This window comes from Micromonospora sp. WMMD961, assembly GCF_029626145.1.
Lineage (GTDB): Bacteria > Actinomycetota > Actinomycetes > Mycobacteriales > Micromonosporaceae > Micromonospora.
Genome location: NZ_JARUBJ010000002.1, coordinates 1,936,107 through 1,961,090 on the forward strand (window position 1 = coordinate 1,936,107; position 24,984 = coordinate 1,961,090).

Genomic DNA, 24,984 nt, shown 5'->3' on the forward strand with positions numbered 1-24,984 from the left:
TGGCCGGTCCGGGACGCCGCGACAACTGCACCCGGTCGCCGACGCTGCCCGCGGGCACCGCCGGCGGAGAGAGCTACCCACGGCCAGCCGCTCCGGTCGGGCGTCCACAGCCGCAGGAGTGTGCCCCGGCACGGTCGCTGCGGTCTCGACGTTAGGGGAGGCGGCCATGGCGGGGCGGCGGCACAGGTTCACCGGTAGACCCGACGGGGTTCCGGCATGAACGCCTTCGATGTCGTGCTCCTCGCGGCCGTCCTCGTCCTCGCGGTGGTGGTGATCGGGGCGGTGCTGGTGGGCATCCGGACGATGCGCCGGATGGGTGCCGGGCCGGCTCCGGAGGATCCCGCCTTCATCGCCGAGAAGGACCGTCAGGAGCAGTCCCTCGCTGCCCTGCGGACGGCGGCCGACGAGGCGAACAGCACGATCGACGTGGCCAAGTCCGCCGCGGCGGCGGCGCGTACCGAGGCGGCTGCGGCGAAGGCGGAGGCGAAGGCGGCCCGCGCCGAGGCGCGCCGGGTGCTCGACGACGCCCGCGCCGAGGCGGACACCGTCCTGGAGCGCGCCCACAAACAGGCCGAGGCGGACGCCGAGCAGCTGCGGACGGCAGCGCGGCGCAGCGGCGAGCGGGAGGTCGCGGTGCTGGCCGCCACCACCCGGGAGCAGGCCGCCGAGGTGGAACGTCGGGCCGCCCGGATGGACGAGCGGGAGCGGATGCACACCGAGGAGGTGGAGCGGTTCGCCGAACGGGAGCGGCAGCTCACCGCCGCGAAAGCCGCGCTCGCCGCCCGGGAGTCCGCGCTCGCCCAGCGGGAGGTCGAGCTGGCCGAGTCCGAGGAGGTGCGCCGTCGCGAGTTGGAGCGGGTCGCCGGGCTCACCGCCGACTCGGCGCGGCTGGAACTGGTCGAGGCGATCGAGACGTCTGCCAAGCGGGAGGCGGCGCTGCTCGTACGCGACATCGAGTCCGACGCGCGCAACACCGCCGAGCAGCGGGCCCGACACATCGTGGTGGACGCCATCCAGCGGGTTGCCAGCGAGCAGACCGCGGAGAGCGTGGTCAGCGTGCTGCACCTGCCCGGTGACGAGATGAAGGGGCGGATCATCGGCCGGGAAGGGCGCAACATCCGCGCCTTCGAGTCGGTGACCGGCGTCAACCTGATCATCGACGACACCCCCGAGGCGGTGTTGCTCTCCTGCTTCGACCCGGTCCGCCGGGAGGTGGGCCGGCTGACGCTGGAGAAGCTGGTGCTGGACGGGCGGATCCACCCGCACCGGATCGAGGAGGTCTACGACCTGGCCCGGCAGGAGGTGGAGCAGCTCTGCCTCCGCGCCGCCGAGGACGCCCTGGTCGAGGTCGGAATCACCGAGATCCACCCGGAGCTGGTGACCCTGCTGGGCCGGCTGCGCTACCGCACCTCGTACGGGCAGAACGTGCTCAAGCACCTGGTCGAAACCGCGCACATCGCCGGCATCATGGCCGCCGAGCTGCGGCTGGACGTGCCCCTCATCAAGCGGTCGGCGTTCCTGCACGACATCGGCAAGGCGCTCACCCACGAGGTGGAGGGCAGCCACGCCATCATCGGCGCGGATCTGGCTCGCAAGTACGGCGAGCACGAGGACGTGGTGCACGCCATCGAGGCGCACCACAACGAGGTGCCCCCGCAGACCATCGAGGCCGTCCTCACCCAGGCGTCCGACGCCTGCTCCGGCGGTCGGCCGGGCGCGCGCCGGGAGAGCCTGGAGGCGTACGTCAAGCGACTGGAGCGGATCGAGGAGATCGCCGCCGGCAAGCTCGGCGTGGACAAGGTCTTCGCCATGCAGGCCGGCCGGGAGATCCGGGTGATGGTCAAGCCGGACGACGTCGACGACATCGGGGCGGCCGTGCTGGCTCGGGACGTGGCCAAGCAGATCGAGGAGGAGCTGACCTATCCGGGTCAGATCCGGGTGACAGTGGTCCGCGAGTCCCGGGTCACCGAGATCGCCCGCTGAGGCCGCCCGGTCACCACGGGGATCAGCGGCGTCGGGGTCACCCGAGGAGGACGCCGGAAGTCCGCCGTCACGCCTGAGCAAAACGGAAGGGCCAGCCCGATGCCGGGCTGGCCCTTCCGCGTGCGAGCTGGTGTCAGAAGGGCGTGCCGTGGCTTTCGGACTGGGAGATCAGCGCGGCCGGCGGCGGGTTCTGCGCAGGGGTGTCGGCGGTCTTGCGGCCCTTGGCGAGCCGCTGCTGGACGTACTGGGCGAGCTTCGACAGCGAGTAGTTCACCACGATGAAGAGCACGGCGATCACGACGTAGACCTGGATCGGGTTGCCCAGCACGCCGATGATCTGCTTGCCGATGTTCAGGGTCTCCTCGTAGCTGATGATGAACCCGAGCGACGTGTCCTTGAGCACCACGACCAGCTGGCTGATCAGTGCCGGCAGCATGATCCTGAAGGACTGCGGCAGCAGGATCATCCAGGTGGTCTGGATCGGGGAGAGCCCGATGGCGGAGGCGGCCTCCCGCTGACCGCCCGGCAGCCCCTCCATGCCGGAGCGGAGGATCTCGCCGATCACCACCGAGTTGTAGATGGTGAGGCCGATGACCAGATACCAGAGATTGTCGAAGTAGAGGCCGAACTCGGGGAAGCCGCGGGCCACGAAGAAGATGGTGATCACCACCGGCAGGCCGCGGAACACCTCGACGCAGACCCGGGTGATGGCGGACAGCAGCGTGCTCAACCCGCGCAGGAGGTACGCCAGCGGCGTGGCGAGGCCGGTGAACCTGCGACCGGCCAGGCTCTTGAGCTGGATCCGCAGCACCGCCAGGAGCGTGCCGACCACCAGCGAGGCCACGATGGCCATCGCCGCCGCGATCAGGGTGTTCTTGAAGCCGAGGCCGATCCGTTCCCACACCAGGGAGAAGTTCTCGTTGGAGGGGTCGACGAGCGGACCCCACAACTCCATCGACAACTGGCCCTTCTCGTCCAGCGGCCGGTAGACCAGGAGGTACGCCCCGACGAGCAGGACCACCCCGGCGACGATGCTGCTGATCAGGGTGATCCGCCGCTGCCGCGGCCCGGGAACGTCGTAGAGGACGCTGGTCTGCTGACTCATCGGGCCACCGCCTGTCGCTTCTCGATCCGGTCCAGCAGTGCGCCGAGCGGCACGGTCATGATCAGGTAGCCGATCGAGATGCCGATGGCGACCGGGATGAAGGCGTAGCCCTCGGCGCCGGTGAGCTGGTCGGCCGTGGCGGACAGGTCGCCGACGACTCCGAAGAAACCGGCCAGCGCCGAGTTCTTGATCATCGCGATGATCACCGACCCGAGTGGCACCACCGACGCCTGCCAGGACTGGGGCAGCACCACGTGGCGCAGGTTCTGGCCGAAGGTCAGGCCCAGTGAGCGCGCCGCCTCCGCCTGGCCGGCGGGTACTGCGTTGACGCCGGACCGCAGCGCCTCACAGACGAACGCGGCCGTGTACAGCACGAGGGCGATCAGCGCGAACCGGAAGTACGGCAGATCGGTGCCGAGCCGGCTGAACAGCGAGTCGACCACCGGGATGCGGAGGAAGTCCGCGTTGGAGCCGAGCGCCGGGAGGCCGAACGCGGCGAAGAACATCACCACGGTCAGCGGCATGTTGCGGAAGATGTTCACGTAGGAGGTGCCGAGCGCGCGCAGCGGCGGCACCGGTGAGATGCGGAGTACCGCCACGATGGCGCCCAGGACGAGGGCGCCGATCGCGGCGAGGACGCAGATCTGGAGGGTGAGCCAGAAACCACCCGCAAAGACGTCGAACTTGTCGATGAGCACGTTCACGGGTCGGTGTTCCTCCCCACCCTCCAGATCGAAGGATCAGATCAGTAGCGGTTGATGGTGGGCGCCGAGCCCAGTTCCGCGCCGAACTTGCCGGCGGTGTCGTCCCAGGCCTTCTTCCAGCTGCCGTCGGCGACCGCCTTGTCCAGCGTGTCGTTGATGAAGCTGCGGAAGTCCGCGTCCTCCTTCTTCACGCCGATGCCGTACGGCTCCTTGGTGAAGTTGCTGCCGGCCAGCTTGAAGGAGGCCTCGTCCTTGGCGATGTAGCCGAGCAGGATGACGTTGTCAGTGGTGACGGCGTCGACCTGGCCGCCCTTGAGGGCGTCACGGCACTTGTCGTAGGTGTCGAAGAGCACCACCTGGGTGCCGACGTCCTTGACGTACTCCTTGATCTTCTCGGCCGGGGTGGAGCCGGTGACCGAGCAGACCTTCTTGGTGCCGTCCTTGAACGAGTCCGGACCGGTGATGGTGGTGTCGTCCTTCTTGACCAGGATGTTCTGGCCGGCCTCGTAGTACGGGCCCGCGAAGGCGATCCGCTCCTTGCGCTTGTCGTTGATCGTGTACGTCGCCGCGACGAGGTCGACGGTGCCGTTGACGATCACGTCCTCGCGGACCTTCGAGGGGGCCTCGATCCACTCGATCTTGTCCTCGGGGATGCCGAGCTCCTTGACGATGATCTTGGCGATCTCGACGTCGAAGCCCTCCGGCTTGCCGGAGAGGCCCTTCAGGCCGAAGCCGGGCTGGTCGAACTTGGTGCCGACCTTGATCTTCTGGGCCTTGTTCAGCTTCTCCATGGTGCTGCCGGCGGCGAAGGACTTGCTGCCAGCGCCGGTGCCCTCCCCGCCGTCGTCGCCACCGCAGGCGGTGAGGCCGAGCGCCAGAGCGGCGACCGCGGCGACTGCCGCAACGCGCGTGATACGCATACTCTTCTCCTTCTTCGACGGAGCCCACCGAGTGCGGCGCGCTCCACTACGGACGCCTAGTGCGTGAGGATCTTGGAGAGGAAGTCTCGGGCCCGCTCACTGCGCGGGTTCTCGAAGAACTCCGTCGGTGGGGCGTCCTCGACCAGTTGCCCGTCAGCCATGAAGATGACCCGGTTCGCCGCGTGCCGGGCGAAGCCCATCTCGTGGGTGACCACGACCATCGTCATGCCGTCGCGGGCCAGTGAGGTCATCACGTCCAGCACCTCGCCGACCATCTCCGGGTCCAGGGCGCTGGTGGGCTCGTCGAACAGCATCGCCTTGGGCTGCATGGCGAGCGCCCGGGCGATGGCGGCCCGCTGCTGCTGCCCGCCGGAGAGCTGGGCCGGGAACTTGTCCGCCTGGTTGGCGATGCCGACCCGGTCGAGCAGGGCCAGGCCGCGCTCACGGGCGGCGGCCGGCTTCTCCTTGCGGACCTTGATCGGGCCGAGGGTGACGTTCTCCAGGATGGTCTTGTGTGCGAAGAGGTTGAAGGACTGGAAGACCATGCCCACCTCGCTGCGCAGCTTCGCGAGGGGCTTGCCCTCGGCCGGCAGCTGCTGGCCGTCGAAGGTGATCGTGCCGGAGTTGATCGGCTCCAGTCGGTTGATGGTGCGGCACAGCGTCGACTTGCCGGAGCCGGACGGGCCGATCACCACGACCACCTCGCCCCGACCCACCGACAGTGAGACGTCGTCGAGCACGTGCAGCGGCCCGAACCACTTGTTGACCGCGTCCAGCACGATGAGCGGTTCGCCCGTCGTCACGTCGTCCACCGTCCCCTGTCGTCTCCCGGATCGGGGTCGGTTGACCCCCGGTGCGGCCACTGTAGGCGGCCTGATGTGGCGGAATGCAACTCAGCGGGTCACGGAGCGGTAACACCGGTCACGATCGTCGTGGCGGGTCCGATTTCGGTCACCGTCTGGGCGGCACCGGTAGCGATCGTGGCGCGTTGTCGAGATCATGAGGGAATGACCGAACCGGTACGGCTGACCCGTTACGCCCGCGGCGGTGGCTGCGCCTGCAAGATCCCCCCGGGTGAGTTGGAGATCATGGTGGCCGGCCTCGGCCCGGCAACCGGCACCGCCGAGTTGCTGGTCGGGCTGGACCACGGCGACGACGCGGCGGTGGTACGCCTGGACGAACGGACCGGCCTGGTCAGCACCGCCGACTTCTTCACTCCGGTGGTCGACGACGCGTACGACTGGGGTCGGATCGCCGCGGCGAACGCGCTCTCCGACGTGTACGCGATGGGCGGCACCCCCTTGGTGGCGCTCAACCTGCTCTGCTGGCCGCGCGACGTGCTGCCGATGGAGTTGGCGGGCGAGGTCCTGCGCGGTGGGCAGGACGTGGCGCGGGAGGCCGGCTGCCACCTGGCGGGTGGGCACAGCGTGGACGACGACGGCCCGAAGTACGGGCTGGCGGTCACCGGCACCGTCCGGCCCGACGAGCTGATCACCCTGGACGCCGGGCGGGCCGGTCTGCCGCTGTCGCTGACGAAGCCGCTCGGGGTGGGTGTGTTGAACACCCGGCACAAGAACACCGGTGAGAGCTTCCCGCAGGCGGTGGCCTCGATGAGCGCGCTCAACCGGGACGCCGCGCGCGCGGCGGTCGCCGCCGGCATCCGCTGCGGCACCGACGTGACCGGGTTCGGTCTGCTCGGGCACGCCTCGAAGCTGGCCCGGGCCAGTCGGCTCACGGTGGCCATCGACACGGCCCGGGTGCCGTACCTGGATGGCGCGCGGGAGGCGCTGCGCGACGGCTACGTCAGCGGCGGCAGCCAACGCAACCTGGCGTGGGTGACGCCGTGGACCGATTTCGGCTCTGCCGGGGCGGACGAGCGGCTGCTGCTGGCCGACGCGCAGACCTCCGGCGGCCTGCTGGTGGCCGGAGAGGTGCCCGGCGCTCCCGTGGTGGGCGAGCTGCTGCCGCGTGGCGAGCACCTGGTCGTCCTGCGCTGACCGAGCCGTGACACCCGGCAGACGTCGGCGAGGAACGTGAGGACACGCGGCGGCGGTGGTGCGGTTGGCACACCGTACCCGATAAACTGTCACCTTCCCGCTACTCCGAGCAATGCCGCTCAGGGAAATTTTGCCCGGAATGGTCACAGACCGGTAACTTGCGCCCGGCTGGGGTCAAATGCCCTCCACCATCGTCAGTAAGGCCCGATCCGGAGGCCGGTGGGGACGAACGCAGCGAGGAGGCGAAATGACCGAGCTGTGGAACTGGAGAATCGACGGGGCTCAACCCGTCCAGGTCTACCCGGCGCTGGCCGAGGCCATTGGTCGGGTGGTGATGCCGTTGGCGGTGGCCGATCCGGCCCGGCTGCCGGCGTACGCGGTGGTGTGCGACGTCTGGGAGGCGCCGGGCGAGTTCGCGACGGTGGTGGACGTCTACGGGGTGCCCGAGCGGCTCCCCGAGCACGCCAGCATCGCCGCCCTCGCTCGACTGCTGGGCCGCAACTGCCTGTTGCGCGACGACACGCTCGACGCGGGTCGGCACCTGCTCGTGGCTCCGGACGGCACGGTCCGTCCGGTGCACTTCGACGTGCGGGACACCGACGACGGTGAGGTGCTCACCCGGAAACGGCTCTGCACGTTGGGCGACCCGGGTTGCCGGGGTTGGTCGCAGTGCCACCGCTCGCGCTGGGCGCCCGACACGATCGCCCCGGTGCTCGCCGCGGCCTGACCTCGCAAGGGTCAGGCCGGGCCGGCCGGGATGGGTCGGGGCCGGCCGGGTCGGGGCGTGCCGGCGATCAGTGCGACGCGGTGGCCGGCCGGTCCGAGGCGCCCGAGCCGGCGCCCCGTACCACCAGTTGGTCGAGCAGGGTGCGCGTCGCCTCGGCCACGGCGGCCACCGCGGCGTCGAACGCGGCGGCGTTGTGCGCGGCGGGCGCCCGGAAGCCGGAGATCTTCCGGACGTACTGCAACGCCGCCGCCTCGACGTCCGCGTCGGTCACCTGCGGGGTGAACGGCTCCCTCAGCGTCTTGATGCTCCGGCACATGTGCGCTCCTCCTCTGTCGGTCCCGGTGGCCTGCCACCCGTGGTGCCGACGACTGTACCGACGGTGACACTTGGTCGATATTTGTCTATCCTGGTCACGGACCAGAGCCGTTCGAGCCAATCTCGCCGCTCGCGCCCCCAGCGCCCCGGGCCCCCGGAGACTCATTGTGGACCACGCCCCCACCCGCTCATCCCGTCCCGACCCAGACGACCTCGCACGAAGCCTGCACACGCCGCTGGATCGGATCGCCGTCGAGCACGCCGATCTGGTCGAGGCGGTCCGCAGGCGCGTCGTCGCGGGCCAGTCCGTGCCATCCGGCAGCGTCGCCGTCGCCGCCTTCAACTCGTCCATCTGACAGATGACCTGCCGGTGCGGTGCACCCGGCACGGACGGATCCTGCCGGCGGATCCGCCAGTTCGTGCTGAAGGTGCACAGCCGGTGCGACCTCAGCTGCGACCACTGCTACGTCTACCAGCACGCCGACCAGACCTGGCGGGACCGACCGGTGCGGATGTCACCGGCCACGGCCCGTTCCGCCGCACGGCGCATCGCCGAGCACGCCCGCGAGCACGGGTTGCCGGCCGTGCACGTGGTGTTGCACGGGGGTGAGCCGCTGCTGCTCGGTGCCGCCGGGCTGCGCGAGGTGCTCGCCGAGCTACGGGCGGCGATCAGCCCGTGGACGCTCCTCGACCTGCGCATGCAGACCAACGGCGTACTGCTCGACGAGGAGCTGTGCCGGCTGCTCGTCGAGTACGGCGTACGGGTCGGTGTGTCGTTCGACGGCGATCGCGCGGCGAACGACCGGCACCGGGTCTTCGCCCACGGCGGCAGCAGTCACGACCACGTCCGACGCGCCCTGGCCCTGCTCCGGCAACCGGCGTTTCGCAGCAGCTACGCCGGCATCCTCTGCACCGTCGACGTCCGCAACGACCCCGACCGGGTCTACGAAGCGTTGTTGGCCGAGGGCCCGCCCCGGGTCGACCTGCTGCTGCCCCACGCCACCTGGGACGACCCGCCGGAGCGCCCCGGCCCCGGTGTCACCCCGTACGCGGACTGGCTTCTCCGGATCCACCGCAGGTGGGTGGACGACGGGCGCCCCGGGTCGATCCGGCTGTTCGAGGCGCTGCGGCCGGATGGCGCGGGCACCGAGGCGTTCGGTCTCGCGCCGGCCGACGTGCTGGTGGTCGAGGCGGACGGCACCTGGGAGCAGGTCGACTCGTTGAAGACGGCGTACCACGGTGCGGCCGGCACCGGGTTCGACGTGTTCGCCCACTCGGTGGACGAGGCCGCCCGGCACCCCGGGGTCGCCATCCGACAGGAAGGCGTGCAGGGGCTCTGCGCGACCTGCCGGGCCTGCCCGGTGGTCGACCGGTGCGGTGGCGGGCTGTACGCCCACCGGTGGCGCACCGGCTCCGGCTTCGACAACCCCTCGGTCTACTGCGCCGACCTGCTCCGCCTCATCGAGGGCGTGGACGCCGATCCGGAGCCCGCCCACGAGTGGTCCGCCACCATGCCGCCCGACGAGTTGCTGGACGACCTGGCGACCGGGCACGGGTCGCCGCAGACCGTCAGACAGCTCGCCGACGACCAGTTGGCCATCACCCGGATGCTGTTGGCCGCCTGTCGGGAGATGTCCGGCCCCACGGCCGCCTGGGAGCTGCTCGCCGACCTCGAGGTGACGGCGCCGACGGCGGTCCGAGCGGTCCTGGAGCACCCCTTCATCCGTCCGTGGTTGGTGCACCGCCTCGACCCGTCGGCCCGACCCGGTGACCGCGCGGCGGTCGACCCGCTGCCGGCTCTCGCCGTCGCCGCGGCCGTCCGGGCGGGCGTACCCGTCACAGTGGACGTTCCGGTGCGGCCCGACATGATGACGGTCCCCACGCTCGGCACCCTGGTGCTGCCCGGCCTGGGGGAGAGCGCCGAGGTGACCGTCCAGCCCGGGGGCTTCCGCGTCCGGGGCGGGTCGGCGGACCGGACGGTGCGCCTCGACCCGGCCGATCCGTCGGCCGGTTGGCGACCGACACGCGACGTGCCGGTGCCCGCCGGGCGGTTGCTCATCGAGGACGACGACCCGTACCGGGACTGCTACGGCCAGCCGGTCGCGCCTGCCCTCGCACCTCCGACGGCGCGGGCGTTGGGTCGTACCCTCGCGGAGGCCTGGCAGGTCGTGCACCGTGACGTGCCGGCGCACGGGGCGGCGCTCGACGGTGGCCTGCGGGTCGTCGTGCCACTGGCGCCCGACCCGGCGCGGCCCCTGCGCAGCGCGACCGCCCGGGACGCGTTCGGTGCGGTCGCCGTGACCACCCATCCGGACCCGGAGACCGTGGCGGTGCTGCTCGTGCACGAGTGGCAACACGCGAAGCTCGGCGCGGTGCTCGACCGCTACGACCTGGTCGCACCGGGCCAGGGCGCCCGCCTCCGGGTGCCGTGGCGCCCCGACCCACGGCCACCCGAGGGCGTCCTCCAGGGGGTGTACGCACACCTGGCCGTCACCCAGGTGTGGCGGTCCCGGGCGTCGACCGTCGGCGGGGACGCGTCGGAGCACGCCGCCCGCTACCTGGCGTGGACCCGGGCCGGCGTCGACGCTCTGCTGGCCAGCCGTTCGCTCACCGCCGCTGGTGAACGCTTCGTCGACCAGCTGCGCCATGCCCTGGAGGAGACCCGTGCCGGGTCCCGATGAGCGTCCGTGGCCCACACTGGGCCGGCTTCGCCTGGCCGACGACCTGCGGGCGCTGGGGGTCCGCCCGGGGGTGTGCCTCGTGGTGCACTGCGGCCTGCGTCGGGTGGGTCCGCTGGAGCACGGTCCGGCGACCCTCGCCGGGGCCCTGCGGGACGTCCTCGGCCCCGCCGGCACGCTGCTGGTGCCCACCCAGACCGACGGCAACTCGACCACCTCCCGGGCTCACCTGGCGGCCATCGCCGGCATGGATCGGGCGCAGCGCGACCGCTACGAGGCGGCGCTGCCGGGCTGGGACCGGCAGACCACCCCGTCGCAGCGGATGGGCGCGCTCGCCGAGTACATCCGGTGCGCCCCCGGCGCGGTGCGCAGCGACCATCCACAGACCTCGTTCGCCGCGCTGGGCCCACGGGCCCGTCAGCTCACCGATGGCCACGACCTCACCTGCCACCTGGGGGAACGCTCACCGGTGGGCAACCTGTACGCGGCGGACGGGCAGATCCTGCTGCTCGGTGCGGGCTACGAGGCGTGCAGCGCCCTGCACCTGGCGGAATACCGGCTGCCCGTGCCGCCGCCCGAGCGCGACTACCACTGCTTCCGGCTCGTCGACGGGCGTCGGGTCCAACTTGACTTCCACGCGCTCGACCTGGACGACACCGACTTCCCACAGGTCGGTGCTGCCCTCGACGCCACCCCGTTCGTCGCGCACGGTCGGGTCGGCCGGGCCGACGCCCGCCTGCTGCCGGCACGCGCCGCCGTGGACTTCGCGGTCGACTGGTTCGCCGCGAACCGCTTGGCGGTGCAACGTTGACGCGGGGACTACGCTGATGATCCGGCCGCGTGAGGAGGGCGGAGGGGCAGCGGTGAGCACAGTGGACGCACCCTCCGGGACGCGCGCCCCGCTCTTCTTCATCAGCTACTCGCGGGCGCCGGTCGGCCGGGCCACCGGCAAACCCGCCGAGTACGTCTCCCGGTTCTTCGAGGACGTCTCGGTCCACGTCAGTGAGCTGGTCGGTCCGGTGACCGGTGTGGACGCCGGCTTCCTGGACACGTCCATCGCCGGCGGTGAACGGTGGAGCCCGGAGCTTCTCCAGGCCGCCGGCACCTGTCAGGTCTTCGTTCCGCTGGTGTCCAGCGCACTGCTCGGCAGTGACTGGTGTGGTCGCGAGTGGGACGCGTTCTCCCGCCGGCGGATCGTCCCGCGGCACAGTTCCGCCTCGCCGCACGAGACGGCGATCGTGCCGGTCACCTGGTCGCCGACGAACGGCACGGCACTGCCCCGGGTGCTGCGCGACATCCAACGGTTCACCCCGACCGCCATGCCGGATCCCGACATCGCGGTGCACTACCAGCGGGATGGGGTCTACGGCTTGCTGACCATGCAGTGGGAGAACGCGTACCGGGCGGTGGTCTGGCGGCTCGCCCAGCGGATCGTGGCCATCCACCGGTCGTACCTGGTGGAGCCGTGGGTGCCGGCGAGCGTGGACGAGCTGTGCAACAGGTTCGCCGAGGAGCCGGGATGAGCCCGTCGGCGGACCGGCGACGACCGGCGTCGCGCGGGACGTACTTCTTCCTCAGCTACGCGCACTCGGCGCCTCCACGGGGCGCCCGTGCCGACACCGACGTCTGGGTCGGCCAGTTCTTCGCCGACCTGAACGACGAGGTGCGGCGGCAGGCGCGACCGGTGGCGGGGATGCGGATCGGTTTCTTCGACCAGCACATCCCGTTGGGTGCGGACTGGAAGGCGGCTCTCGCCGAGGCGCTCGGCGACGCCGAGGTCTTCGTCCCGCTCTACTCGCCCGGCTACTTCAGTCGCCCGTGGGCGTTGGGGGAGCAGGAGTCCTTCCGGGCGCGGCTCGCCGCCGCCGGGCGGGCCCGGGTCGCCGCCGGCCATCTCATCCCGGTGCTGTGGATCCCGTTCCCCCCGTGGGAGGCCCATCCGGAGCTGGACGGCGCTCTGGACCTGGGCCGCGACGTCCCGGAGTACGCCGAGGACGGCCTGCGCGCGTTCTGCATGCTGGCCCCCTACCGGCAGCAGTACGAGCTTTTGCTGAGCCGCCTGGCCAGCCGGATCGTGCACACCGCCGAGCGGCGGCCGCTGGGCCCGTCGCGCGCGCCGGGCCTCGACGAGGTCGTCCGCCCGGGGCCGACCGACCCCGACTTCGTCGTCGCCGTGCTGGCCCCGACCCGGGACCATCTGCCGACCGACCGCGACCCCGCCGGCTACGCGGCCAGCGGCCGGCTCTGGCGGCCGTACGGGCGTCGCCAGGAGTTGCCCGCCGCCGAGTACGCGGCCAGCACCGCCGAGCGACTCGGGCTGTCGGCCCGCACGGCCGACTTCGCGCAGGCCGCCGAGCTGCTCGGTCGCCGGCCTGCCGTGCTGCTGGTCGACCCGTGGATCGCGGCGGCGCCAGGCGGCGCGGAAAACCTCGCCCGCGTGCTGCACGGCCTGCGGGAGTGGGTCGTTCCGCTGGTGGTCACCGACGACGACGACAGCCAGGACGCCAGCCGGTGGGCGACCGCGGTGACGCAACTGCTGCACGACGCCGGTCTGCCCCAGGTCAAGCGTGCCTGCACCGTGCCGGAGTTCGTCAACATGATGCCGGCGCTGGTCACCGAGGCCCGGCGTCAGTTCCTCAAGTACGGCCCGGTGGTCCCCTTCGAACCACCGCCGGAGCCGGTGCCGAGCCTGCGTGACGGCCTGTCCGCCGCCGGCCCGGCCGCTCCCACCGACCCCGCGTCCCCGCCTGATGATCCGGCCCCATTGCGTCCCCACGGAGAAAACCGATGAACAACGATCGCGAAGGCCAGGTCGTCACCTTCTACTCGTTCAAGGGCGGGACGGGCCGGACGATGGCGCTGGCCAACGTGGCCTGGATCCTCGCGGCCAGCGGCCGGCGGGTGCTCGTGGCCGACTGGGACCTCGAGTCGCCCGGCCTGCACCGCTTCTTCCACCCGTTCCTCGACGCCGAGGCGATCCAGGGCACCAGCGGCGTGATCGACATGATCCGCGACTACGAGTGGGAGACCACCCGGGTCGACGACCGACCGGACCGCTGGATGGAGCAGTTCGCCCGGGTCGGCCGACACGCGTTCTCGCTGCGCTGGAACTTCCCCAACGGCGGTGGCCTCGACTTCCTTTCCGCAGGCAGGCAGAACAGCGACTACGCGGTCTCGGTGAGCGGGCTGGACTGGGACAACTTCTACAACCGGCTGGGCGGTGCGCAGTTCTTCGAGGCGCTGCGCGCGGACATGAAGCGCCAGTACGACTTCACCCTGATCGACAGCCGGACGGGGTTGAGCGACGTCGCCGACATCTGCACCCTGCACCTGCCGGACACCCTGGTCGACTGTTTCACGCTCAGCGACCAGGGCATCGAGGGCGCGGCCCGGGTGGCGCACTCGGTCCGGGACCGGTACCGGCGGCGCGACATCCGGGTCCTGCCGGTCCCGATGCGGGTCGACCAGGCCGAGAAGGAACGGGCCGAGGCGGGACGTCTGCTCGCCATGCGCCGGTTCGCCGGGTTGCCGGCCGGCATGACCGAGGCCGAGCGGCGGCGCTACTGGGCTGCGGTCGAGGTCCCGTACCGGCCGTTCTACGCGTACGAGGAGACCCTCGCCACGTTCGGCGACCCGCCCGGCTCGCCGACGTCGCTGCTGGCCGCGTTCGAGACGTTGACCGGGATCCTCACCGACGGGGCGGTGACCGCGCTGCCGGTGATGGACGAGTCGGTGCGGGAGCGGGGCAAGGCCCGTTTCCGTCGGCGCACCGAGGCGATCGACGACCAGATCGTGCTCCGCTGTGCGCCGGAGGACGCGATCTGGGCCGAGTGGCTGGAACGGGTGCTCAGCTCGGCCGGGCTGCGGGTGGTTGATCCCACGGCCGCCGTCGGGTCCGCCGGTACGCCCGCACCGCGCACACTGACAGTGGTCTCACCGGCCTACGTGGCGACGCCGTCCGGCGGGCTGCCCGATCGCGACACGAGCACCGGTTCCACGGCGCTCGCGGTCTACGTCGCCGACCTGCGTCCGCTCGCGGAGTTTCCCTCGCAGAGTTCCACCAACCTGGTCAACGTGAGCGCGGCGACCGCCGTGGAGCGGGTGTTGCGGCTGGTCGGTCGGCCGGTGCCGTCGTCGGCGGACGGCCCGGCGGGCGGAAGCACACGGTTCCCCGGCGCCGAACCGTTGATCTTCAACGCTCCGAACCGGAATGCCCGGTTCACCGGCCGGGAGGACGACCTGGCCCGGTTGCGCGCGCAACTGCAGAGCGGGGGCAGCGCGGTGGTGCTGCCGGTCGCCCTGCAGGGCATGGGCGGCGTCGGCAAGACGCAGGTGGCTCTGGAATACGTGCACCGGTTCAAGGCCGCGTACGACGTGGTCTGGTGGATCGTGGCGGACCCGCCGCAGTTCGTCGACACCGCGCTCGCCGACCTCGCCGGTCGCCTCGGCATCCTCGCCGGGCCCACCCTGCCCGACACGGTCCGGTCCGTGCTGCAGGTGCTCGGCCGGGGTGAGCCGTACGAGCGGTGGCTGGTCGTGCTCGACAACGCCGAGGAACTCGACCAGATCGAGCCCTTCCTGCCCCAGGGCCCCGGGCACGTCCTGCTGACCTCCCGCAATCGTGCCTGGGGTGACCGGGCGAACCCGATCCAGGTGGACGTCTTCGCCCGCACCGAGAGCGTCGCGCACCTCGCCCAGCGGGTGCCCACGATCAGCGCCGAGGAGGCCGACCGGGTGGCCGAGGCGCTCGGCGACCTGCCGATCGCGGTGGCCGCGGCGGGCGCGTGGCTCGCCGACACCGGCACGTCGGTCGGCGACTACCTGCGGCAGATCGAGCGGCACGGCCCGAGCGCCCTCTCCGTCGAGGCCACCTGGGACCTGTCGCTGAACCGGCTGCTCGACCAGGCGCCCGCCGCGTACCGGCTGTTGCAGCTCTGCTCGGTGCTGGCCCCGGAGATCTCGCTGGAGCTCATCTACAGCGACGAGATGGCGGCGGCCCTCGTACCGTTCGACCCGTCGGTGTCGGAGCGGCTCGTGCGTGGCGCCCTGGTCCAGCAGATCAACCGGCTCGCGCTGCTCAAACTCGACGTCCAGGGCGGCCGGGTCCAGGTGCACCGGCTGCTGCAGGCGGTGGTCCGCGACCGGATGACCGAGGACGAGATCGCCGCCGCCCGGCACCAGGTGCACCTGGTGCTGGCCGCGTCCCGGCCCCGCGGTGACGTGGACGACCCGACCACCTGGGCCCGGCTGCGCATGCTCTGGCCGCACCTGGAGGTCTCCGAGGCACTGAACTGCCCGGACGAGTCGGTGTGCCAGCTGCTGATCGACCGGGTTCGTTATCTGTGGCAGCGCGGCGGTCTGGACCAGGCCGACGTGTTCAGCCAAGAGGTGGACGACATCTGGGCGGCGCGGCTCGCCGACACGCCGGACGAGGCCGAGGCGTCGCCGTTGGGCCGGCAGTTGCTGCACCTGAGGTTCAACCGGGCGAACATCCTGCGCAGCCTGGGCCGGTTCGAGGAGGCCCGGGACCTGGACGAGGCGGTGCTGGCCGAGCAACGCCGGTTGCTGGGCGCGATGCACCCGCACAGTCTGATGACCGCCGGCAGCCTTGGCGGTGACCTGCGCGCGCTCGGCCGCTACGCCGAGGCCCTGGAACGGGACCGGTCCACCTACGCCTCCTGGCTGCAGGTGTTCGGCGAGGACCACCCCCGGACGTTGAGCGCCGCCAACAACCTCGCCGTCTCGTACCGACTGGTCGGCGACTACCGGGCGGCCCGCAGGTGGGACGACGAGGTGCACCAACGGCGGCGGCTGGTGCTCGGCCCCACCCACCCCTACACCCTCGTCTCGGCCGTGCGGCTGGGCAGCGACCTGCGGGAGGCCGGCGAGTACGAGAGGTCGGCGACCCTGCTGCGCACCGTCTACGAGACGTACTGCGAGGTGCTCGGGCCGGACGACGGCCAGAGTCTCGCCGCGCAGGTCAACCTGGCGGTGTCACTGCGCAGCGCGGGCCGGGGAGCGGAGGCCGCGCCGATGTTCGAGACGGCCTACCGAGAGCTCGACGAGCGTTTCGGCCCGGACAACCCGGACACGGTGGCGTGCCGGTCGAGCCGTGCGGCGAACCTGCTGGCGGTCGGCGACGGCGCCCGGGCGCTGACCGAGATGACCGCCGTCCGGCAGTCGTACGAGGAGCAACTGCACCTCGGTTCGGAGCACCCGCACACCCTGGCGACGCTGAGCAACATCTCCGCCGCCGAGCGCGCGCTCGGGCGCAGGTCGGATGCGCGCGCGTCGGCCGCCCAGGCGTCCGGCGAGTTGCGGAAAGTCCTCGGCCCCGACCACCCGCACACCCTCGCGGCGGAGGTGAACCACGCGGTGTGCCTCGCCGAGGAGGGGGAGTGGGAGTCGGCCCGGGACCGCCTGCGGGAGACCGCCGGTCGCCTGGCCGCGGTGATCGGCCCGGAGCACCCGGACACACTTCGTTGCCTCGGTGACCTCGCCTTGGCGTCGAGGCGCGTCGGTGGCGACACCGCCGGCGAGGACGTCGGCGACGTGGCGGACCGGCTGGCCGAGGTGATCGGCCCGGAGCACCCGACCGTGCAGACCCTGCGGGAGCGGCGGTTCGTCGTCCGGGTGATCGACCCGCACACGATCTGACCGGGTCGCTGCGGCGGGCGGGCGGGTCGGGTGTCCGGGCCCGGCTCGCCGGCCGGGCCCGGCGTCGGTCAGAGCCGCGGACTGGTCGCGAGGTCCGGTGTGGCCAGCCAGGTCAGGGTCTGCGGCAGGATCTCCACCGCCCCGAAGTGCGCGGCCCCGGGCTGCACCTGGACCTCGGCGCGGGAGATCCGCGAGGCGAGCCAGTGGGAGTGCTCCACCGGGGAGAAGCGGTCCTGTTCGCCGTGCCAGAGCCGCACCTCGGCGCGGATGGCGCCCAGGTCGAACCCCCAGCCGCGGCGGATCGCCAGCACGTCGTCGATCCAGCCCTCGGGGCCGTGCCGCAGCGCTTCGGAGTACATGTCGGTCAGGAGCCGGCGGATCGCGATGTCGTCGACGACCCGGATGTCCTCCTCCGGCAACTGGGGGCGGAGGAAATCCAGCAGCGTCATCGGGTCCCGCCGGGCCTCCTCGGCCCGCACCTTCAGGTTGAGGGTGAGCTCGGCCAGGTCCTCGTCGGCCTGCCCGTAGTCCTCCACGTTCGATTCCGCCATGCCGGCGTACCAGTCCAGGTCGGGTGCGCCGGCCGGGGCGAGCCCCACCAGCACGGCGGCCCGGGTGACCCGGTCGGGCAGCAGTGCCGCGCAGGCCAGGGCGTGTGGGCCACCACCGGATCGACCCACCACCGCGAACCGGTCGATGCCCAGGTCGTCGGCGATCGCCGCCACGTCGGCCGCCGCGTCGGCCACCCGCCGACCCTCGTGCCGGTCGGAGTCGCCGTAACCGGGCCGGTCGTAGCAGACGAGGTGCACGCCGAGGCGGTAGACGACGATGCCCCGGGGGCGGGGGCCACTGCGACTGCCCGGAGTGCCGTGCAGGAGGAAGACCGCGGGCCCGTCGGGAGAGCCGGAGGTCTCCACCGCGAGGTGCCGCCCGTCCGGGGTGGTGACGGTGCGCTGCGTCGCCTCTTGTCGCGTCACGGTTGGCCTCCCGCGGGTCGTCATGTGCTCCCCCGTGAACGGAGCCGCGCATCATCGGCGCCGAGTGCAAAGCCCCCGAAATCGCCCAGAACACATTCTTGTTGTGCAGCGTACTGCCCGTCGTGGATGCCCGCTATGGGCCGCCGGGTCAATGCCGGTGGGTAGGGGTCGCCGAACGGGCCGCTACCCTGGTAGCCCGAGGGGAAGGGGCACCAAGAGGGTGGCTAGGACCTACAACGTCGTGACGTACGGCTGCCAGATGAACGTGCACGATTCTGAGCGCATCTCCGGCCTGCTCGAACAGGCCGGATACGTGCGTGCGCTGCCCGCCGACGACACCCCGGACATCGTCGTCTTCAACACCTGCGCGGTGCGGGAGAACGCGGACAACCGGCTCTACGGCAACCTCGGCCGGCTGCGCCCGGTGAAGGAGAAGCACCCCGGGATGCAGATCGCGGTCGGCGGCTGCCTGGCCCAGAAGGACCGCGGCGACATCGTCCGCAAGGCGCCCTGGGTCGACGTGGTCTTCGGCACCCACAACATCGGCGCGCTGCCGGTGCTGCTGGAGCGGGCCCGGCACAACGCCGCCGCCGAGGTGGAGATCCTGGAGTCCCTCGACGTCTTCCCCTCCACGCTGCCCACCCGCCGCGAGTCCACCTACGCCGGCTGGGTGTCGATCTCGGTGGGCTGCAACAACACCTGCACCTTCTGCATCGTGCCGGCGCTGCGCGGCAAGGAGAAGGACCGGCGGCCCGGCGACATCCTCTCCGAGGTGCGCGCCCTGGTCGACGAGGGCGTGCTGGAGGTGACGCTGCTCGGGCAGAACGTCAACTCCTACGGTGTCGAGTTCGGCGACCGGTACGCGTTCGGCAAACTGCTGCGCGCCTGCGGCGACATCGACGGGTTGGAGCGGGTCCGGTTCACCAGCCCGCACCCGAAGGACTTCACCGACGACGTGATCGCCGCGATGGCCGAGACGCCGAACGTCTGCCACTCGCTGCACATGCCGTTGCAGTCCGGCTCCGACGACGTGCTGAAGGCGATGCGCCGGTCCTACCGCTCCGAGCGCTACCTGGGGATCATCGAGAAGGTGCGGGCGGCGATGCCGGACGCGGCGATCACCACCGACATCATCGTCGGCTTCCCCGGCGAGACCGAGGCCGACTTCCAGCGCACCCTGGACGTGGTCCGCGAGGCACGGTTCTCCTCGGCCTTCACCTTCCAGTACTCCAAGCGCCCCGGCACCCCGGCCGCGACCATGGACGACCAACTGCCCAAGCAGGTCGTGCAGGAGCGCTACGAGCGGCTGGTCGCCTGCGTCGAGGAGATCACCTGGGCGGAGAACAAGCGCCTGGTGGGCGAGACCGTCGAGGTGCTGGTCGCGGTCGGCGAGGGCCGCAAGGACGAGCGCACCGGCCGGATGTCCGGTCGGGCCCGCGACGGTCGGCTGGTGCACTTCGCGACCGAGGGTCCCGGCGGGGAGTCGCTCGCCGGCCAGATCCGCCCGGGCGACATCGTGCACAGCACCATCACGTACGCCGCGCCGCACCACCTGAACGCCGACGGGGCGCTGGTGGCACACCGACGCACCCGGGCCGGCGACGCGGCCGAGGCGGGGCGCTCCCCGCGTACCCCCGGGGTGTTGCTCGGTCTGCCGACGATCGGCGCACCGCCGGTCGCGCCCGCACCCACCGCCGGCTGCGCCACCCACTGACCAGACGGAAGGGCCCCTGGACGAGGGGCCCTTCCGCGGAAAGCTGCGTCAGACGGTGATCCGGCCGGCGCCCGCGCCCGCCGTCACGATGGACTTGACGTTGCTCGCGGTGTCCAGCTGGTAGGGGTACGGGATGCTGGCCACGCTGCCGCCGGCCTGGCCGGTGGGCGAGTTGACGAAGTGGTTGTTCCGGGCGACCAGGCTGCCCGGCCCGGAGTCGCCCTCACCGAGGTGGTACGGGTCGTCGACGTTCTCGAAGTAGTTGCCCTCGACGAGCACGCCGGCGTTCTCGGTGGACGCGACGCCGTAGCCGCCGTTGGCCCGGTAGTAGTTGTTGTAGACGTGCACCGGGTTGCCGAAGCGCACCCGGGGGTTGCGCTGGTTGCTGCCGTCGAACCAGTTGTGGTGGTAGCTCACCCGCAGGTGGCCGACGTCCTGGCTGGCGTTGTCGTCGCTGTGGCCGAGCAGCATGGTCTTGTCGTGGCTGAAGACCCGGTTCCACGAGACGGTGATGAAGTCCGAGCCGCGCTTGATGTCGACGGCGCCGTCGTACCCGTTGCTGAAGCTGTTGTGGTCGATCCAGATGTTGGTGGCCGACTCCTGGACGTTGATCGCGTCGTCGTTCCAGTTGCGGAAGGTCAGGTTCCGGATGATCACGTTGCGGTCACCGTTGATGTTGAACCCGCAGCCGACGATGGTCGCCCCGTAGTTGCCGATGATGGTCTTGTTGGACCGGACCCGCAGCATCCCCGAGCAGGTGATGGTGCCGGTCACCCGGATCACCGCGGCACCGGTCGCGTTCAGTGCGCTGGTCAGGCCGGAGGCGTTGCTGACGGTGGTCGTGCCGGCGTTGCCGCCACCGGTGGTGCCGCCGTTCTGGGTGGCCCAGCCGACGAGGTTCGACGGCTGCTGGCCGGGCGGGGGAGTGCTCGACGGTGGCGGGGTGGTCGGCGGCGGCGTGCTGGGCGGCGGCGTGGTCGGCGTGGTGCTGCCGGTGCAGGCGACGTTGTTCAGGGTGAAGCTGGTCGGGGCCGGGTTGCTGGAGTTGTTCCAGGTCGCGTTGAAGCCGAACGAGGCGCTGGCATTGGTCGCCAGGTTGCCGTTGTAGTCGACGTTCGTCGCGGAGACCTGGCTGCCGCTCTGCGAGACGGTGGCGCCCCATGCCTGGTTGACCTGTTGGCCGGCCCCGTACGACCAGCGCAACGTCCACCCGGAGACGGGGTCGCCGAGGTTGGTGACGGTGACGTTGCCGGTGAACCCGCCCGGCCACTGGCTGGCGGCCGAGTAGGTGACCTGGCAGCCGGCGGCCGCCTGGGCGGACACCGAGGTCAGCAGCCCGGCGGTGACCAGGGTGGCGGTGGCTGCGGCGGTGGTGGCGATCAGCGTCGTTCGACGCCGTCCTGTGCGCATGCTGCTTCCTTTCGATGAGGCGGACGGACCGTCGCGTCGCCCATGCCCGTGGGCGGCGAGGTTGGCCGGGACGAGGGTCCTCGGGCCCGCCGGTGCAGGTTCGTGAAGGAAAGCGGCTCCCGCGCTCGCGCCCGCCGATGAAGAGGCAAGCGCTTTCCCGATGAAAGCATAGAAGAGCATGCATGTAAATGGTCAGGACGGCCGATGCGTCGCACACCGGCCGTCCCGACAGCTCAGCAGCTCGCGCCGCCGAGTTTCACAGTGCCCGGCGCGCTCGCGGTGCCGTTGGCGGTGAAGCCCACGGTCACCGACCCGCCCGCCGGCAGGGACGGGGCGTGACTCGGAGCGGCGGCGGTGACCGTCGTGCCGGACTGCGTGACGGTGGCGTTCCACCCACTGCCCAGCGTCACCCCGGACGGCCAACTCCAGGTGACCGACCACGGGTTCACCGCGGCCGAGCCGGTGTTCTTCACGGTCAACTCGCCCTGGAAGCCGCCCTGCCAGGCGTTGACCTGCCGGTAGGTCGCCGTGCAGGCGCCGGTCGGCGGGTCGGTCGGCGGGTCCGTCGGCCCACCGGTCGTCGGCGGGGTGGTGCCGCCACCAGACGGTGCGATCAGGTACGGCTGGAGGATCGCCTGCTTGGTGGTGTTGACGTTCGTCCAGTCGTCCAGCGCGATGCCGCCGGTGTCACCCGAGTTGGGGTTCCACGACCAGTAGGTGAAGGACATCCCGGTCACCCCGGTCCCGGTGTACGCCATCAGGTTCTCCAGCCACACCCGGTCCTTCGGGTCGACCAGGGTGCTGCCGAACTCGCCCATCATGATCGGCGCGATGTTCTGCTTGTAGAGGTAACCCCAGTACCTGTCCCAGATCGCCGGCATGTTCGCCGGGTAGTCCGGCGCGTCGAACCAGCTCTGCCGGTACACCGACGTGGCGTACTCGTGCGGCGAGTAGACCAGCCGGTTCGCCACGTTCAGCCGTACCGGGAACTGACCGGCCTTGGACAGGTTGCCACCCCACCAACCGCAGTCCTCGTCGTTGCTCGGGTCGTTGTCCCACACGTTGGAGAGGCCACCGCTGGGGCAACTCACCCCCTCCACGAAGATCAACCAGTTGGGTTGGACGCCGAGGATGGCGTTGCCGGCCCGCTCGGCGGCGAGCCGCCAGTCCCGGGTGGTGTCACCACAGCCCCAGCACGCGCCGGTGGCCGCCGGGTTGGTGCCCTCGGCGTGCGGCTCGTTGTGCAGGTCCGCGCCGATCACCGTGGGGTTGCCCGCGTACCTCTGGGCGAGCATCTTCCAGTCGTTGATCCAGGTCGCCTCGGAGACCGTCGACGTGTACCACAAGGGCGACTGCCCGGCCGCCGTCGGCCGGTGCCGGTCCAGGATGATCCGCATCCCCTTGCTGCCGGCGTAGTCGATCACCTTGTCCAGGATCTGCAACGGCGACAACCCGACCAGGTCCGGGTTGACGAAGTCGTTGATCCCGCTGGCGGTCGCGCCCGCCTTCAGCGCATCGTTCGAGTACGGCACCCGCAACGTGTTGTAACCCAACCGCGCCATTGTGTCGAGCTGCCCCCGCCACGGGTTGTTCGACCACAGCCCGTGGAAGGTCTTGTTGTCGGTCTCCATGCCGAACCAGTTGATTCCGGTCAACCGGACCGTGGCACCGGTGCTGTCCACGATCTGGTTACCGTTGGTGTGCAGATAACCCGTACCGGTGCCAGCGGCCACGGCCGGGCTGCTACTGACGGCGGCGGCGAGGAAGACGCCGGCCGCGACGGTGGCGAGCGCGGTGAGCGCACCGCCGAAAGCCTTGGGACGGAACATGCGAGCTCCACTTCGGAGGCCAGCGTCGTCGGTCGGCGACGCCGGCGGGTGGCCGTCCGCACGTCACGCTCCCCCAGGGGTACGCGGACAGTGCGCGACGGCCCATGTCACGCGGACGTGTCACTCGCGGAAGCGCACCGGCGACCCCCGACGGCGGTAGTTCCGCCCTCGTCGCCCTCGTCCCGGTGTCCCTACCTGACTCCGTCGCTCATTCTGATCAGCCCAGGTCAATGCGTCAACCTGCGCCTGCCCGCGCTGCCCGCGCTGCCCGCGCTGCCCGCCTGCCCGCGCTGCCCGCGCTGCCCGCGCTGCCCGCGGCACGGTTACACCCCGCGTCGCCCCATGATCACGCTCGATCCTGGATGTAGTGGCCTCTCGAGCGGTCCGTACCCACTACATCCTGGATCGAGCACGACCGTGACGACCGCGAGGGCCGCAACCTCCACCCCGACGGCCGGGCACGGCAACCATCGTCAAGATCCGCGCAAGATCAGGGAAGTTGCTGTCTGCCGCGTGGTGTCGGAGGCAGCAACATCCGGGAAGTTGCTCGGATCTTGGCGCGGGGCGCGGGGCGCGGGGCGCGGGGCGCGGGGCGCGGGGTGCGGGGCGCGGGTGCGGGGCGCGGACACGCGGACACGCGGGAGCCCCCGGTCCCGCGCGGGACCGGGGGCTCCGGACGTCGTCAGCTCAGCCGGCCTGCTCGGCGAGCTGGAGGAACTGCCGCTTGGAGGCGAGGGCCTGCTCGGCCTCCTTGATCCGGCGGGCGTCCCCGGCGCTCTGCGCCCGGGCCAGCCGGTCCTCGGCCTCGGCCACCTGCGCCCGCATCTGGGCGAGCAGCGGGTTGTCCTCCTTGGTGGTGCGGCGCCACGCCGAGTCCATCACGTCGCGGACCTTGTCGTCGATGGCGCGCAGCCGGCGCTCCAGCCCGGCCGCTGCCTCCCGGGGGACGCGGCCGGCCTCGTGCCACTGTGCCTGGATCTCTCGCAGCTTGGCCTGGGCGCCCTTCGGGTCGGCGTCGATGTCCAACGCCTCGGCCTCGGCGAGCAGAGCCTGCTTGCGCTCCAGGTTGCCGCGCTGCTCGTTGTCCCGGGCGGAGAAGACCTCACTGCGCCGGCTGAAGAATGCGTCCTGTGCACCCCGGAACCGTTCCCACAGCTTCTGCTCGGCCTCCTTGGAGGCGCGCGGCGCGGCCTTCCACTGGGTCATCAGGTCCTTGAGCTGGTTGGCGGTGGCAGCCCAGTCGGTGGAGTCCTGGAGCTTCTCCGCCTGCAGGACCAACTCCTCCTTGGCGGTCTGCGCCTGCTTGCGCTGCGAGTCCAGGGAGGCGAAGTGGGCACCACGGCGGCGGGTGAAGCCGTCCCGGGCGGCGGCGAACCGCTTCCACAGCTCACCGTCGGCCTTCTTGTCGACCCCCCGGATGGTCTTCCACTCGTCGAGGATCTCCTTGAGCCGGTCCCCGGCGGTCTTCCAGCCGGTGGACTCGGCCGCGAGCTTCTCGGCCTCCTCGACCAGCGCGGTCTTGCGGGCCAGGGCCTCGCCGCGAGCGGCGTCCCGGGCGGCGCGGGCCTCGCCGGCCTTCTCCTCGGCGAGCGTCGCCAGCTTGTCCAGACGAGCGGTCAGGGCGTCGATGTCGCCGACCACGTTGGCCTCGGGCAGCGTGGTGCGGATCCGCCGGATCGTGCTCAACGAGTGCCCGGCATCCGCCGCACCCGACTTGAGTCGTGCTTCGGTCAGGTCCACCTCGGTGACCAGATCGGCGAAGCGGCGCGCGAAGTGTGCCAACCCTTCCTCCGGCGCACCCGCCTGCCAGGATCCGACCACCCGCTCGCCGTCGGTGGTCTTGACGTACACGGTGCCGTCCGCGTCCACCCGTCCGAAGGCAGTCCAGTCGCTCATGTGCCCATCCTCGTTCTCCCGGCGTCGAGGGAACGAACCCCCGTCGCCGCCACGGCGCAGCCAAGTTACTTC

At 71.4% G+C, this 24,984-nt stretch carries 19 protein-coding genes; 10 read left to right on the forward strand and 9 right to left on the reverse strand.

Annotation, left to right across the window (positions count from 1 at the left end):
* The first annotated feature begins 216 nt into the window (after positions 1 to 216).
* Positions 217 to 1,983 (forward strand): ribonuclease Y, encoded by a 1,767-nt coding sequence (rny, locus tag O7614_RS09215; RefSeq protein ID WP_278138040.1) that lies wholly within the window; start codon positions 217 to 219, stop codon positions 1,981 to 1,983.
* A gap of 133 nt (positions 1,984 to 2,116) precedes the next feature.
* Here rny and O7614_RS09220 read toward each other — a convergent pair whose 3' ends face one another.
* From O7614_RS09220 to O7614_RS09235, 4 genes are read right to left on the reverse strand one after another with little or no spacing between them, the layout of a single operon-like run.
* A complete protein-coding gene (locus O7614_RS09220; RefSeq protein ID WP_278138041.1) occupies positions 2,117 to 3,088 on the reverse strand; it encodes an amino acid ABC transporter permease in 972 nt (323 codons plus the stop codon).
* The gene (locus O7614_RS09225; RefSeq protein ID WP_278138042.1) at positions 3,085 to 3,792 is read right to left on the reverse strand and encodes an amino acid ABC transporter permease; all 708 of its coding nucleotides are present in this window, start codon (positions 3,790 to 3,792) and stop codon (positions 3,085 to 3,087) included. Before O7614_RS09225 ends, O7614_RS09220 begins: the two co-directional genes overlap by 4 nt.
* A 41-nt stretch (positions 3,793 to 3,833) precedes the next feature.
* Positions 3,834 to 4,712: a glutamate ABC transporter substrate-binding protein gene (locus tag O7614_RS09230; RefSeq protein WP_278138043.1), complete on the reverse strand. Its 879-nt coding sequence runs from the start codon at positions 4,710 to 4,712 to the stop codon at positions 3,834 to 3,836.
* 56 nt (positions 4,713 to 4,768) lie between these two features.
* Entirely contained in the window at positions 4,769 to 5,524 is a 756-nt protein-coding gene (locus O7614_RS09235) for an amino acid ABC transporter ATP-binding protein (protein WP_278138044.1), read from the reverse strand.
* 195 nt (positions 5,525 to 5,719) lie between these two features.
* Here O7614_RS09235 and selD point away from each other — a divergent pair, with 195 nt between their 5' ends.
* Both selD and O7614_RS09245 read left to right on the forward strand, forming a co-directional pair.
* Entirely contained in the window at positions 5,720 to 6,709 is a 990-nt protein-coding gene (gene selD, locus O7614_RS09240) for a selenide, water dikinase SelD (RefSeq protein WP_278138045.1), read from the forward strand.
* A gap of 247 nt (positions 6,710 to 6,956) precedes the next feature.
* Complete coding sequence (locus tag O7614_RS09245; RefSeq protein WP_278138046.1) at positions 6,957 to 7,436, forward strand: hypothetical protein; 480 nt, start codon at positions 6,957 to 6,959, stop codon at positions 7,434 to 7,436.
* A gap of 67 nt (positions 7,437 to 7,503) precedes the next feature.
* Here O7614_RS09245 and O7614_RS09250 read toward each other — a convergent pair whose 3' ends face one another.
* Entirely contained in the window at positions 7,504 to 7,752 is a 249-nt protein-coding gene (locus O7614_RS09250; protein ID WP_278138047.1) for a DUF2277 family protein, read from the reverse strand.
* Between the two features lie 166 nt (positions 7,753 to 7,918).
* Here O7614_RS09250 and O7614_RS09255 point away from each other — a divergent pair, with 166 nt between their 5' ends.
* From O7614_RS09255 to fxsT, 6 genes are all read left to right on the forward strand, one after another.
* Positions 7,919 to 8,107: a hypothetical protein gene (locus tag O7614_RS09255; RefSeq protein ID WP_278138048.1), complete on the forward strand. Its 189-nt coding sequence runs from the start codon at positions 7,919 to 7,921 to the stop codon at positions 8,105 to 8,107.
* Between the two features lie 63 nt (positions 8,108 to 8,170).
* Entirely contained in the window at positions 8,171 to 10,432 is a 2,262-nt protein-coding gene (locus tag O7614_RS09260; RefSeq protein ID WP_278138049.1) for an FxsB family cyclophane-forming radical SAM/SPASM peptide maturase, read from the forward strand.
* Complete coding sequence (locus O7614_RS09265; protein ID WP_278138050.1) at positions 10,416 to 11,240, forward strand: AAC(3) family N-acetyltransferase; 825 nt, start codon at positions 10,416 to 10,418, stop codon at positions 11,238 to 11,240. The genes O7614_RS09260 and O7614_RS09265 overlap by 17 nt, the downstream gene beginning before the upstream one ends.
* 52 nt (positions 11,241 to 11,292) lie before the next feature.
* Entirely contained in the window at positions 11,293 to 11,952 is a 660-nt protein-coding gene (locus O7614_RS09270) for a TIR-like protein FxsC (protein WP_278138051.1), read from the forward strand.
* The gene (locus tag O7614_RS09275) at positions 11,949 to 13,220 is read left to right on the forward strand and encodes a TIR-like protein FxsC (protein ID WP_278138052.1); all 1,272 of its coding nucleotides are present in this window, start codon (positions 11,949 to 11,951) and stop codon (positions 13,218 to 13,220) included. The genes O7614_RS09270 and O7614_RS09275 overlap by 4 nt, the downstream gene beginning before the upstream one ends.
* On the forward strand, positions 13,217 to 17,086 hold the full coding sequence (gene fxsT / locus O7614_RS09280) for an FxSxx-COOH system tetratricopeptide repeat protein (protein ID WP_278138053.1): 3,870 nt from the start codon (positions 13,217 to 13,219) through the stop codon (positions 17,084 to 17,086). Before O7614_RS09275 ends, fxsT begins: the two co-directional genes overlap by 4 nt.
* Before the next feature lie 68 nt (positions 17,087 to 17,154).
* Here fxsT and O7614_RS09285 read toward each other — a convergent pair whose 3' ends face one another.
* A complete protein-coding gene (locus O7614_RS09285; protein ID WP_278138054.1) occupies positions 17,155 to 18,063 on the reverse strand; it encodes an alpha/beta hydrolase in 909 nt (302 codons plus the stop codon).
* A gap of 220 nt (positions 18,064 to 18,283) precedes the next feature.
* Between O7614_RS09285 and miaB the strand changes: the two genes are divergently transcribed.
* Positions 18,284 to 19,777: a tRNA (N6-isopentenyl adenosine(37)-C2)-methylthiotransferase MiaB gene (gene miaB, locus O7614_RS09290; RefSeq protein ID WP_278138055.1), complete on the forward strand. Its 1,494-nt coding sequence runs from the start codon at positions 18,284 to 18,286 to the stop codon at positions 19,775 to 19,777.
* Between the two features lie 48 nt (positions 19,778 to 19,825).
* Here the strand turns inward: miaB and O7614_RS09295 are convergent, their stop codons facing one another.
* The 3 genes from O7614_RS09295 to O7614_RS09305 form a co-directional block, all read right to left on the reverse strand.
* On the reverse strand, positions 19,826 to 21,187 hold the full coding sequence (locus O7614_RS09295) for a cellulose binding domain-containing protein (RefSeq protein ID WP_278138056.1): 1,362 nt from the start codon (positions 21,185 to 21,187) through the stop codon (positions 19,826 to 19,828).
* A 233-nt stretch (positions 21,188 to 21,420) separates the two neighbouring features.
* On the reverse strand, positions 21,421 to 23,016 hold the full coding sequence (locus O7614_RS09300; RefSeq protein ID WP_278138057.1) for a cellulase family glycosylhydrolase: 1,596 nt from the start codon (positions 23,014 to 23,016) through the stop codon (positions 21,421 to 21,423).
* 687 nt (positions 23,017 to 23,703) lie between these two features.
* Positions 23,704 to 24,912 carry a DUF349 domain-containing protein gene (locus O7614_RS09305; RefSeq protein ID WP_278138058.1) on the reverse strand — a complete coding sequence of 403 codons (1,209 nt, stop codon included), beginning with the start codon at positions 24,910 to 24,912 and terminating at the stop codon, positions 23,704 to 23,706.
* Positions 24,913 to 24,984: the final 72 nt, after the last annotated feature.